Below are 12,414 nucleotides of genomic sequence, written 5' to 3'. Positions count from 1 at the left end.
GTCGGGCGACCGAGAGGAGCGATGAGGAGGGCAAGGCGGGCGCATCGGCGCGCGAGCGGTGGCGGGGAGGGTGGGTCGGCAGGCTCGTTCGGATCGTCACATGGCGACGACGCCCGTATTATATCGGCGTCGCCGGGCCGTCGCCAGGGTGAAAATCGATGCAATCCCGATCAATCGGGCACGCCGGTCAACCGGAAGTTCTCATTGGAAACGCTGTAGCGCGGCCCCAGGACCTCGCGGGAGCGCCGCAGCAGCCAGTGGCCGCAGGGGACCAGCAACGGGCGGACGAGCAGGGCGTCCACCGCGATGCCGACCACCAGGGCGAACCCGAGCTGGCGGAGCGAACTCAGCGGGCTGAACAGGAAGGAGGCGAAGCTGCAGGCGGTGATCGCCGCGGCCGAGGAGATCAGGCCGCCGGTCAGGCCGATCGCCCGGATGATCCCGCCGCGGAAGCCGTGGCCGGCCGTCTCCTCCTGGAGGCGGGTCATCAGGAAGACGTTGTAGTCCACCCCCACCGCCACCAGCAGGACGAACAGGAAGTACGGGACCTTCCAGTCCAGCCCCTCGCCGCCCAGCAGGCTGACGAAGACCACGTGCGTGGCGCCCAGGGCGAAGCCGTAGGTCAGGACCATCGTCCCCACCAGATTGACGCAGGCGAGCGGATCGCGGAGGGCGATCATGAGGACCAGGAAGACGCCGATCGGGACGATGAACCAGCTCTGGACCTGGTCGGCGCGGGTGAGCTGACGGACGTCGGCCGATTCGGCGTTGACCCCGGCCACGGAGGCGACGACGCGGATCCCCTGATACTCGCCCAGGTAGTCGTCCAGCCGGTCGCGGATGGTCTCCACCTGATTCATGGCCTCGTTCGAGAAGATCCGGTCGACCAGCGTCACGTCGATCCGGGCGCGATGGCCGTCGGGCGTGATGTAGGCGGCGAAGCTCTCCAGGAGCTCGGGATTCTCCTTGACCGTCTCCGGCATGATCAACAGCCGGTCGAGGGCGCGGCTCCCCAGCGGGTCGGCGAGGATCGCGCTGACCTCGCGATGGGCCTGCTCCGCCCCCTTGGCGATCTGGGCGGCCCCCTCCGCCGCCCGGGTCAACTCGCGGAGCAGGGTCTGGGCGGGCTTCTCCGGGGGAGGCGCCGGGGCCGGATTCGCGGCGGGGGCGGGGGCGGGCGCCGGGGCGGCCGGCGGCGTCGGCTCGCCGACGACGACCCGGACGGCGGCGTCGAGGAACCCGGTCCCCTTGTCGCCGACGCGGCGGCGGGCGCCTTCCTTGGCCCCCTGGAGGACCAGTTGGTTGAAGGCCGAGGCCAGCGCCGGGGTGTTCCAGGTGGAGGGGACGCCCTGCGTCCAGAGGAGCGCCGCGGAGGCCGAGCGCAGGCCCTGCGAGAGGGCCTCGGGCATCAGGTCCGGGTCGGGGGTCGCGGGGGGGCCTGGGCCGGCTTGGGGGCGGTCGGCCCGCCGGAGACGTTCAGGCCCAGCTTCTCTTCGAGCCAGAGCGCGGCGCGGAGCTTGGCGGCGCCGGCGTTGAGGCCCTGCTCCAGGCTGACGCCCCCTTCGGCCAGTTGCTTGAAGCCCTGGTTGACCTCCCCGAGGCGCGAGGAGAGCCTCGCCCGGCTGAGGGGCTCCGGGCTCCCCAGGGGCTGGGTGGCCGAGCGGACCTCCTTGTTGCTCCGCTGGTGGGCCAGCAGCCGACTCACGTCGTCGATCAGGGCCAGGCCCTGGGAGCTGCGCAGGTCGACGTCCGGAGACTGGAGCACGACGGTCAGCGGGGCGGTCATCCCGGGGTCGAACCTGGACAGGATCAGCCTCAGGTTCTCGGCCGATCGGGCGTTCGACGGCATCTCGCTGAGCATGTCCATCACGAACCGCGTCTTGAGGCCGACGAGGGCCAGCGGGAGCATCACCACCACGGTGACCACCCAGCTCCGGAGCGGCCGGGCCATCGCCTTGCGGCCGATCTTCTCCCAGAAGCCGTTGGAGCGGGCGCCGAACGACTCGAAGCAGGACGGGCGGACCTTGGCCAGCAAGACCAGCAGCGCCGGGGTCAGCGTCAGGGTGGCCAGCAGCGAGATCGCCAGGCCCAGCGCCACGCTCGGCCCGGTCGTCGAGAAGAGCCGGAACTTGGTGGCCCCCATCAGCATGAGGCCCATCATGATCGTCCCCGCGCTGGTGACCAGCGGGACGAACGACCGGGCCATCGTCATCCGCATCACGCCGGCGGGATTGCGGGGGTTGAAGTGCTCCCCGAATCGCCAGGAGAGGAACAGGCAGAAGTCCGTCCCCGTGCCGAACAGGATCGCCACCAGGAACAATTCCACCAGCGGCGAGATCTCCCAGCCGACGCCGTACAGCCAGGCGAGGACGCCCCGCGCCACGATCAGGCTCGCGCCGATCGTCGCCAGGGGGACCAGGGCCAGCCAGAACGAGCGGTAGACGGAGACCAGGACGATCAGCAGCAAGATCACCGTCACCACCGCCGCGCGGTCGAGCGAGACCTGCACCAGGTGCATGAAGTCGCGGCCGATCACCGCGTCGCCCGTCCAGAGGACCTGGAGCCCGGCCGCGTCGGGGGATTGGGCCAGCAGCTCGTCGCCCCGGGCCTGGATCCAGTCGACGGCGTCGTGGGCGGCGGGCGCCACGTTGGCCGCGCCCAGCGGCGCGACGACCAGAGACGTGTCGCCCTGCTCGCTGACCAGGCGTTTGGCGATCTCCGGCTGGGCTCCGGGGCCGAGCACCCGGAGGATCGTCGCCGGGCGGTCGGCCGCCTCGATCCGGCGGGCCAGTTCGGCGGCGAACCGCCGGTCGGCGTCGATGAGCCCCCCGGCCGATGGAGCGCCGCGACGACCGTCGACTCGTACGCCTGGTCGGGCCAGCAGCGGCGGACGAGGTCGGCCGCTCGACGGCTCTCGGCCTCGTCGCTCATCAGCTTCGACTGGCCTTCGGCCGCCAGCTTGGTCAGGTTCGGCGCCGTCAGCCCCACCCCTGATGCGATCATCAGCCAGATCGCCACGACCCACAACGGCCGGCGGCTGGAGAACGTCCTGATCGATTCCAGCAGAGGTCTCACTCACGGCTCCTGGGGGCGTCGTCGATCCGCCCGCCCGTCATCCGCCCTTCGGGGGCGAGGCGTCGCGAACGCGGGCGAATCCCGCCTGCGGGGGCCCCGCGCGATCCTCGGCGATGGGACCGCGTCGAAGGCCTTCCTTGTCTCTATTCCTTTATAGGGCGACCGATTTCTTCCGACAACCGGAATCGCTTCACGTCGATCGCGACGGCTTCGCGGCGCAATCGTCAATCCTCAAGGGGACCGCCGGGCGGCTCCGCGATCGGACGGCCCGCCGAATCGCGCCTCGGTCGGTAATTATTACAGAAGTCGATCCGTTCGCCTATGCTCGGATGGGACGCCCGGAAGATCTTGTACACCCAGCCGGGGCGGGGATTGCCCAGGTTCTGCGTCTGCAACTTCACGAACGCCGACGCCCCCGAGCGGTTCATCCCCGTCAGCTCGATCGCGAACCGATCCGCCTCGTGCTCCTGATGTCGACTGTAGGCCATGGCCGCCGGGTTCAGCGCCAGCATGGCGACCTGGACCAGCAGCAGGATCAAGGGCGCCGACGCCACGTCCGAGAGCCTGTCGAACCCGAGCCGCGCGTGGAACCTCGCGATCACCGCCGGGGCCGCCCGATGCACGAAATAGAGCCCGGCCAGCGTCAGCACGAACGACGAGAGGATCGACCGGAGGACGTGGCCCAGGGCGTAATGCCCCATCTCGTGGGCCATCACGAACAGCACCTCGCGCTCGCCCAGGCGTTTCAGCAGCGTGTCCCAGAGGACGATCCGCTTGGAGCCCAGGAAGCCGGTGACGTACGCGTTCACCGTCTCGGTGTCCACGCTCTTGTCGACCTCGAACACCCGGCCCGACTCGATCCCCGCCCGACCGGCCAGGTCCAGGATCGACCGCTCCAGCTCCTTGTCCTTCATCGGCCCGAAGTCGTTGAACAGCGGGTCGATCCAGATCGGCATGACGAACGCCCCCGCGAGCAGGAACGGGATCGACCCCAGCGCCGTGTAGAGCCACCAGCGGCGGGGGCTCCGGCGGAGCAGGGCGTACAATCCCCAGGCGATCAGCACGCCGACCGCCATGTTCACGCCCAGCCCCAGCGCGAGGTCCGTCAACCACTTCGCGTGCGACTGGTTCGACAACCCATAAGCGTGCGGCCGGACGAACCCCTGGTAATAGTCGATCGGAAGTTCGATCAGGGCCGTGACCAGCAGGTACAGCGGGAGGAAGACGGCGACCGTCCCGAACCATCCCCGACCGACCCGCGCGGCGAGCGTCCTCAGGCGGGACGAGAAGCCTGAGAACACGATCAACGCCGGCAACGCCAGGCCCCAGACCCGGTTGAACGCCCACCAGCCCATCCCGGTGCGATAGTACGTCATCGCCTTCTCGGAAGGCTCGGGCACGGCGACCGGCTCGCTCTCGTCGATCGTCTCGACGGCCTCGGCGGAGGTCGAGGCCGCCGCGCGGGGCTCCTCGGCCGGAGCCGTCCCGATCATCCCGAAGACCACAAGCGCGATCGCCGCGCACCACCGCAAGACCTTCGCCATGTCCCGTCCCCCGCGCCTGTGAGTCCTCGCCGTCCCTGGACCATGCGGTTCTATCACGCCGCCTCCACTCCGGGACAGGGGCGTCCGCCGGAGCCGGTCGACGCCCCCCCTCGCTCCACGGGGCGTCCCCCCCTCGCGGCTACGGAACCACCCCCGCGCCCGGTAGACTGGGAGGGAGTCGAGGAACGCGAATCGCGAGGTTCGGCCGGGAGTCGGTCGGCGTTCGCGGAGGAGCCTGGGCGGGGAGGTGGATCATGAGGGCGGTCGTCATCAAGGGCAAGGGGGGGCCGGAGGTCCTGGAGGTGGTCGACCGGCCCAGGCCGGAGCCTCGGGGGGAGCAGGTGCTCGTCCGGGTGCGGGCATGCGCGTTGAATCGGGCCGACCTGTTGCAGGCTCGCGGCCTCTATCCCGCGCCTCCGGGATCGCCGGCCGACATCCCCGGCCTGGAGTTCGCCGGCGAGATCGAGGCGCTCGGGCCCGACGCCGAGGGCCAGGCGAAGGTGGGCGACCGGGTCTTCGGGATCGTGGCCGGCGGGGCGCAGGCGGAGTACTTGACGACCCACCCCCGGATGCTGGCGCGGATTCCCGACAACCTCGACTTCGACGCCGCCGGCGCCGTCCCCGAGGCCTTCCTCACCGCCCACGACGCCCTTACGACGCAGGGGGGGCTGACCCCCGGCGGGCGCGTCCTGATCCATGCGGCGGGGAGCGGCGTGGGGACGGCGGCCGTCCAGATCGCCCACGCGATGGGGTGTCTCGTCCTGGGGACCTCCCGAACGGCCGAGAAGCTGGAGCGAGCCCGCGAGTTGGGCCTCGACGTGGCGATCGTCAACGAGTCCGGGACCTTCGCCGAGGAGGTGCGGGAGCAGACCGGCGGCGAAGGGGTCACCGTGATCGTCGACCTGCTGGGCGCCAGGGCGCTGGCCGAGAACCTCGCCGCGATCGCGCGCCGGGGGCGGATCGTGGTGGTCGGCCTGCTGTCGGGGACGAAGGCGGAGATCGACCTGAACACCCTGCTGGCGAAGCGAGCGTCGATCGTCGGCACGACGCTCCGCGCCCGACCGCTGGAGGAGAAGATCGCCGCGACCCGACTGTTCGCGGACCAGGTCGTCCCGTGGCTGGCGCAAGGGGTGGTGAAGCCGGTCCTCGACTCGACCTTCCCGCTCGACGAGGTCCGCAAGGCCCACGAACGGATGGCCTCGAACGCGGGCTTCGGCAAGATCGTCCTGCGGCCCTGAGCGCGGCGGCCGGGCGTTCCGGCTCGTCAGTCCTCGGCGTGCAGCCCGCCCGGGCCGAATCCCGGCGCGGCGGGCTCGGCGTCGGCCAGGAGGCCGTCCTGGATGTCGAGGACCAGGTCGTGCGGAGTGATGAAGCGGCGGTCGTGGGTGACGACCACCAGCGTCGTCTCCATCGACTCCTGGAGGTCGCGGAGGATCCGGTAGATCTCGTCGCCGGTCTTGCTGTCCAGCTCCCCGGTCGGCTCGTCGGCCAGCACGAGGACGGGCCGCTTGACCAGGGCTCGCGCGATCGCCACCCGCTGCTGCTCGCCGCCGGAAAGCTGGTAGGGGCGGTGGTCCAGGCGGTCCCCCAGGCCGACGCGCTTGAGCAGGTCGACGGCCCGCTCCCGCTGCTCGGCCGTGACCCCTCGGGGGAGGAACGGGATCAGGACGTTCTCGACCGCCGAGAGGTTGCTGATCAGGTTGAACGACTGGAAGATGAAGCCCACCGTCTCGCGGCGGTAGTCGTTCTGCTCGGCCTCAGACATCGCCGTGAGGTCGCGGCCCTCGACGACGATCCGGCCCCGAGAGGGCCGGTCGACGGCGCCGAGCAGGTAGAGCAGGGTGCTCTTGCCCGAGCCGCTGGGGCCGACGATGAACGCGAAGCGGCCCTTCTCGATGTGGCAGGTGACCCCTCGCAACGCGTCGAGGGTCCGCGTGCCGCTCTTGTACGACTTCCAAACGTCCACCACGTCGATCATCGACCGTCCTCGATACAGCGGAAGGGAATCGATCCGGCGTCAGTGGGAGCCCAGGCGGATGGCTTCCATCGGGACCATCCTGGCGGCGCGCCAGGCGGGGTACAGGCCCCCCAGGACGCCCGTCGCGATCGAGAGCCCGAGGCCCACCAGGAGCGAAAACGGCGAGACCCCCAGCTTCAGGCCGCCGCCGATGAACTGATTGGCGACCAGCGTCCCCAACCAGGCCAGCACGCAGCCCGAGACCCCGGCGAGCAAGCCCAGATACGCGCTTTCCAGCGTCACCAGGCCGAGCACGTTCGCCTGCGACCAGCCGTTGGTCCGCAGCACGCCGAACTCCACGAACCGCTCGGTCGTGCTCATGAGCATGGTGTTGACGATCCCCACGACCCCGACCAGCAGGGCCAGGCTGACGATCATCATCAGGACCTTGTCGACCTGGCCCATCAGCATGCCGAAGTTCGCCTGCACCTCGTTCATGCTCCGGGCGCTCACGCCCGGCTCGGCCGCCTCGATGGCCTCGCAGATCGCCTGGTAGCCGGGCGGGGTCTGGGCCTCCACATAGATGCTGGAGACGGTCTCCTCGGGCATCTTGAGGATCTTCCGGGCGGTGTTGATGTCCATCACGACGACGACGTCCAGGAGCATCGAGCCGGTCTCGTAGATGCCGATGATCTCGCAATCCTCGTCGCCGATCTGGAGGTGCTCGCCGACCTTGCGGGGCTCCCCCTGGGCGTTCGGGAAGTTGCGGGCGATCTTCCGGCTGATGACGATGCTCGGTTTGCCGATGTCCCGCTCGTCGAGGAACCGACCCTCGCCCCGCTCCCTGAGCGCCCGAGGGAAGACGGCGCTTTTCAGGTCCTTGTGGGTCGCGTAGTCCTGGCCGGAGATGACCGGCTGGTCCCAGATCGACCCGGCCCCCTTGGTCATGAGCTTGCCGACGCTTCGCATCAGCATCCCCTGGCCCTCGATGTTGGGGGCGATCCCCCAGGCCTCCGGGGCCACGGCGCGGATGCCGGGGATGGCGCGGATCTTGTCGACGACGCTGGTCGAGAGCGTGCTGGCGACCGGGCTCGGGGTGTTCTCGCGGAGGACGACCACCCCCTCGATCTGGCTCAGGGTGTCCCCCACCATGTTGCGCAAGCCGTCGGAGAGGCTGAAGAGCCCGAGCACGCCGAGGATCGGGATCGAGAGCCCGATCAGGGCGAGCAGCGTCCGCATGGGACGGGTCAGCAGGTTGCGCCAGGCGAAGACACCCATGTTGATTCATCCATCCTGTGTTCGACCTCCCGGAATCCCCCCGGGGGACGCGCGACGGGCCGCCGGGGAGAGCCACCTGCGACGCGGCGCCGTCGATCATGAAGGCACCCGCCCGGACCCGGTCGGCCCCCTCCGGGGAGGGGGCCGACGAGGCCGAGGACGGTCGAGCCGGGCGCGGCGATCAGCCTTCGCCCGGCTCCTGGTTCGGAGCTTCCGAGGCCGGCGGTGGGGTCGATTCCGGCCGGACGGCGTCGGACGGCGGAGCGCCTTCGCCCTCCTGGCCGGGCTCGTCTTCGCGGGCCTGCCAGAGTTGCTTGAGCTGCCCGAAGGTGCGCAATGGGACGTTGCCGGTCAGGGCGTCCTTCGAGAGCGGCGGGGGAGGGGCGGCCGGCCGGGGCGGTCGCGGCGCGACCGGCCCCTGGGTGCGCGGGTCCGGCCTCGGGCCGCCGAAGCGACCGCTGTCGCGTCCGTAGGCGCCGCCGCCGCCGGCGCGAGGACCGCCGCGCCCCTGGCCGGGGCCGCCGCCGGTGCGATAGCCGCCCTGACCGGGAGGTCGTCCGGGGCCGCCGGGTCCGAACCGGCGCGGGCCCTGATCGCCCCCTTCCGGTCGGGAATCGATCGGCGCGGCGCCCACGGGGGGGCGGTCAGGTTCGACGGGCTGGGGCGCGGGCCCCGGCCGCGACGGCCCTGACCTTCGCCACCCTGGCCCTGGGGCGCCCCTTCGCCGCGACGACCGCCGCCGGACGGGCCGCCGGGGCCGCGATGGCGTTCGGTGCCGGGCTTGACCATCGTCAGGGAGACCCGCTTGCGGTCCTGGTCGACCGACATCACCCAGACGGTGACCACGTCGCCGACGCTGACCACGTCGTGCGGGCTCTTGATGTAGCGGTTGGCGAGCTGGCTGATGTGCACCAGCCCGGAGTCCTTCAGGCCGATGTCCACGAACGCGCCGAAGTCGACGACGTTCAGGACCGTCCCCTTCAGCTCCATGCCGGCGGTCAGGTCCTCCAGCTTGAGGACCCCCTTCTTGAAGATCGGCTTGGGCAGGTCGTCGCGGGGGTCCCGTTCGGGACGGCCGAGGGCCTCGATGATGTCCTTGAGCGTCGGCTCGCCGATCTCCAGCTCCGCGGCGAGCGCGGGGACGTCGACCTCGGCGAGCTTCGCCCGCAGCTCGGGGAGCTTCTCCTTGTCGCGGACGACGTCCGGAGCGTACTCGAACTTCTCGAGCAGCCGGGTCGCGGCGGCGTAACTCTCGGGGTGGACCCACGTCCGGTCGAGCGGATGGGGGCCGTCGCCGATCTTGAGGAAGCCGGCGGCCTGGGTGAAGGTCGCCGGACCGACCCCGTCGACCTCGATCAGCTCGTCGCGGCTGGTGAACGGGCCCTTCTCCGTGCGCCGATCGGCGATCCGACGGGCCGTGAGCTGGTTGAGGCCCGACACGTAGCGGAGCAGGGGGACGCTCGCGGTGTTGAGGTCCACGCCGACGAAGTTCACGCAGCTGGCGATGACCGCGTCGAGCGACTCCTTGAGCTGCTTGGGGCTGACGTCGTGCTGGTAAAGGCCGACGCCGATGTTCTGGGGCTCGATCTTGACCAGCTCGGAGAGCGGGTCCTGGAGCCGACGGCCGATCGAGATGGCGCTGCGGAGCGTGGCGTCGAACTCGGGCAGTTCCTCGCGTCCGATCGGGCTGGCCGAATAGACGCTGGCGCCGGCCTCGTTGACGATCACGTAGGCGAGCTGGGCCAGCAGGGCGTCGGCCTCGTGGGGCGCGGGGGGCAACTGCGGCGGGGGCTGCTGGTTTCGGGAGCGCGACCCGCGGTTCTTGCCGCGACGGCCTTCGCCCCGGGAGCCTCCTTCGGAGCGGCCCGACTTCGACTGGCCCCCCTCGGCGGCGGCCGGAGTTTCGACGGTCGCGTCGGCCGCCGGCGTCTCGGCCGTGGCCTCGGCGGGCGCTTCAGCTTCAGAGGGCGCGGGCGTTTCGGCCGCGGCCTCGGCGGGCGACTCGGGGCTCGCGGTCGGCTCGGCCGCGACCTCGGTGCTCGCCGGAGTCTCGACGGAGGCCGTCGGCTCGGGCGCCGCAGTTTCGACGGGGGCCGCCGCCTCGGCCGCGGGATGGGCCTGGTGCTCGTGAGAGGCGGGCTGCGCCGGCTCGCCGGTCTCGGTTTCGGGGGTGATCGAGTCCGGGGCGCCGCCGGAGATGGGCGGCAGCTCTTCCTCTTCCTCACCCTCGGCCTGGAAATCGTCCGGGACCGTGAAGGGGGACGCCTCGGCCTCGGCGATCGGGGCGGGGGCCTCTTCGGGCGCGGAGGGTTCGCTCGCGGCCGACGCGGGGGCTTCGACCGAGGAGGACTCGCTCACGGCCGCGACCTCGGTTTCGGCCGCCACCTCGGTTTCGGCTGCGACTTCGGCTCCCGTTTCAACCTCATGCTCGACGGGGTGGGCCTGATGCTCGGCGCCGTCCTCGGCCGGGGCCTCGGCGACGGGCTCGCCGACAGTCTCGGTCGCGGCGGCCTGCGGCTCGCGTTCCCTCTGGGTCTCGCGACGCGGGGGTGCGGCGGCGATCGCGGCGGCGACGGCGGCCTCGGCGGCGGCGCGGGCTTCGGGGTCGGTGCTGAACTCATGCCCTTCGGCGATGATCTCGGCGACCAGTTCCTCGGTCTCGCGACAGGCGGTGCCGTTGCCGATGGCGACGACGTTCACCTGATGCTTCGCCACCAGATCCTTGAGGAACACCTTGGCCTCGGAGCGGCGTCCCTGGGGGGCGTGGGGATAGATGATCCCTTGCTCCAGCAGGCCGCCGTTGGGGTCGAGCACCGCGACCTTGCACCCGGAGCGGAGGCCCGGGTCGATCGCCAGCACGACCTGCTTGGGGATGGGGGGCTGGAGCAGCAGGCTGCGGAGGTTGCGGGCGAAGACGTCGACCGCGTGCTTCTCGGCGGTCTCGGTCAGGTCGTGCCGGACCTCGCGTTCCATGCTCGGCAGGATCAGCCGTTCGAGCGCGTCGACGGCGGAGGCGTGGAAGGCGTCGGCCTGGGGATGGCCTTCGAGCGGGAGCTGGCCGAAGAACGCGGCTTCCAGGTCGGGCCGCGAGACTTCGAGCTTGACCTTGAGCGGGCCTTCCTTGTCCCCTCGGTTGATCGCCAGCACGCGGTGCGGCGGGACCTGGGCGACGGGCTCGCTGTACTCGAAGTAGTCGCGATATTCCAGGCCCTGGCCCTCGGGGACCTCGCCCTTGGAGGTCACGAGCTTGCCGGTCTTCCAGACGGCCTTGCGGACGGCCTCGCGGACGGCGGCCATCTCGCTGATCGCCTCGGCGAGGATGTACCGGACCCCTTCGAGGACCTTCTCGGGGGTGTCGAGGCCCTTCTCGGCGTCGACGAATTCCTGGGCGGCGGCGATGAGGTCGGTCAGGGTCTCGTCGCGGTTCCAGATCCGGGCGGCCAGGGGCTCCAGGCCCTTCTCGCGCGCCTCCGAAGCCTTGGTCCGCTTCTTGGGCTTGAACGGCAGATAGAGGTCTTCCAGCCGCTTGAGGTTCTCGGCCGATCGGATGGCGGCGTCGAGCTCGGGGGTGAGCTTCCCCTGCTTGTCGATCGTCTTGAGGATCGTTTCTTTACGCTCGGCGAGCTCGCGAAGCCTTTGGATGCGGATCTGGATCTCGCGGATCACAACCTCATTGAGGTTGCCGGTCCGCTCTTTCCTATAGCGCGTGATGAACGGGACGGTGTTGGCTTCGTCCAGCAACTGGACGACGCTTTCCACCTGAACGCGCCGGATCTGCAAGTCTTGCGCGATTCGGCCCAGGTCGACCTGAATCGGGTTGTCCATGGAGCCTCTACTCTGCACCAAGGTGTGACGACGGCGAAGGGGGAGGCGGCGGGACCGGCCACGGAGGGCCGAGTGCAGCGTCGCACCCCAAGGAGACGGCTCGCGGTTCGATCCGAGCGCACGAAGACGCCTAGCCTTATAACGAGTCTGGACAACTTATATCATCGTCGTGGTCGTGTCAAGAACCCCGTCGAACGGGAACGTCCCCCCAAATCCTGATGCGGCCGAGCTTTCTGACAGGACTTGGGGGATATGGGCAAGGCGGGCCGCCGGGAGGGAATCGAGGGGACCGGCTCGGCCGAGGGGGTCGGCCGGTCCCTCGTCGGGTCGTGTCGGCTCAGCCGCCGTGGCCCCAGTTGAAATAGAACGGGTAGGGGTAGGGGCCGGGGCCGGGGACGAGGGGGTCGACGTCGTAGATCGGCACGTGGGCGCCGTTGCTGTAGTACATGCCGACCGGCCGGAACGGCTCGACCATCCCCTGCAAGGCGCGCAGGGGGCGGGGCCAGGGCTTGCTGGACGCCGTGACGGTGGATCGGCCCGGATTGCCGTAGAAGAACGGGTAGACGACCTCGGTGTCGGCGGCCTTCCAGCCCAGGCCGTAGAGGCCCTGATCCTTGGGATTGACGCGCAGGTGTTTCACCAGGCCGCGGTCGGCGTACCGGGTCGCGTAGAAGTTGTCGCGATACGGGTCCGGGGGGAGGCGTCCGGGGATGTCGGTCGACCGCATGATGAGGC

General features: G+C 70.5%; 8 protein-coding genes. 1 reads left to right on the top strand and 7 read right to left on the bottom strand.

Going from position 1 to position 12,414, the window contains the following annotated elements:
* Window positions 1-170: 170 nt before the first annotated feature.
* The 3 genes from VT85_RS01765 to VT85_RS01755 form a co-directional block, all read right to left on the bottom strand.
* Window positions 171-1,409, bottom strand: a complete 1,239-nt coding sequence (locus tag VT85_RS01765; RefSeq protein ID WP_068409643.1) for an MMPL family transporter — start codon at window positions 1,407-1,409, stop codon at window positions 171-173.
* Window positions 1,409-3,025, bottom strand: coding sequence for an MMPL family transporter (locus VT85_RS01760; protein ID WP_231871498.1), 1,617 nt, complete (start codon window positions 3,023-3,025; stop codon window positions 1,409-1,411). The genes VT85_RS01765 and VT85_RS01760 overlap by 1 nt, the downstream gene beginning before the upstream one ends.
* 274 nt (window positions 3,026-3,299) lie before the next feature.
* Window positions 3,300-4,619 (bottom strand): M48 family metallopeptidase, encoded by a 1,320-nt coding sequence (locus VT85_RS01755; protein WP_068409639.1) that lies wholly within the window; start codon window positions 4,617-4,619, stop codon window positions 3,300-3,302.
* A 254-nt stretch (window positions 4,620-4,873) separates the two neighbouring features.
* Between VT85_RS01755 and VT85_RS01750 the strand changes: the two genes are divergently transcribed.
* Window positions 4,874-5,857, top strand: a complete 984-nt coding sequence (locus tag VT85_RS01750) for an NAD(P)H-quinone oxidoreductase (RefSeq protein ID WP_068409637.1) — start codon at window positions 4,874-4,876, stop codon at window positions 5,855-5,857.
* 26 nt (window positions 5,858-5,883) lie between these two features.
* On the opposite strand, the gene VT85_RS01745 is transcribed toward VT85_RS01750, so the two are convergent.
* The 4 genes from VT85_RS01745 to VT85_RS01730 form a co-directional block, all read right to left on the bottom strand.
* Window positions 5,884-6,597, bottom strand: coding sequence for an ABC transporter ATP-binding protein (locus VT85_RS01745; protein WP_068409635.1), 714 nt, complete (start codon window positions 6,595-6,597; stop codon window positions 5,884-5,886).
* Window positions 6,598-6,636: 39 nt separating this feature from the next.
* The gene (locus VT85_RS01740; protein ID WP_068409629.1) at window positions 6,637-7,854 is read right to left on the bottom strand and encodes an ABC transporter permease; all 1,218 of its coding nucleotides are present in this window, start codon (window positions 7,852-7,854) and stop codon (window positions 6,637-6,639) included.
* A 351-nt stretch (window positions 7,855-8,205) separates the two neighbouring features.
* Window positions 8,206-11,679, bottom strand: coding sequence for a Tex-like N-terminal domain-containing protein (locus VT85_RS01735; protein WP_068409627.1), 3,474 nt, complete (start codon window positions 11,677-11,679; stop codon window positions 8,206-8,208).
* 337 nt (window positions 11,680-12,016) lie between these two features.
* A complete protein-coding gene (locus VT85_RS01730; RefSeq protein WP_068409624.1) occupies window positions 12,017-12,406 on the bottom strand; it encodes a hypothetical protein in 390 nt (129 codons plus the stop codon).
* Between the last annotated feature and the right edge of the window lie 8 nt (window positions 12,407-12,414).

Source organism: Planctomyces sp. SH-PL62 (assembly GCF_001610895.1).
GTDB lineage: Bacteria > Planctomycetota > Planctomycetia > Isosphaerales > Isosphaeraceae > Paludisphaera.
Note: the sequence above shows the minus strand (reverse complement) of the source record. Positions and strands in the feature narration are given on the sequence as shown.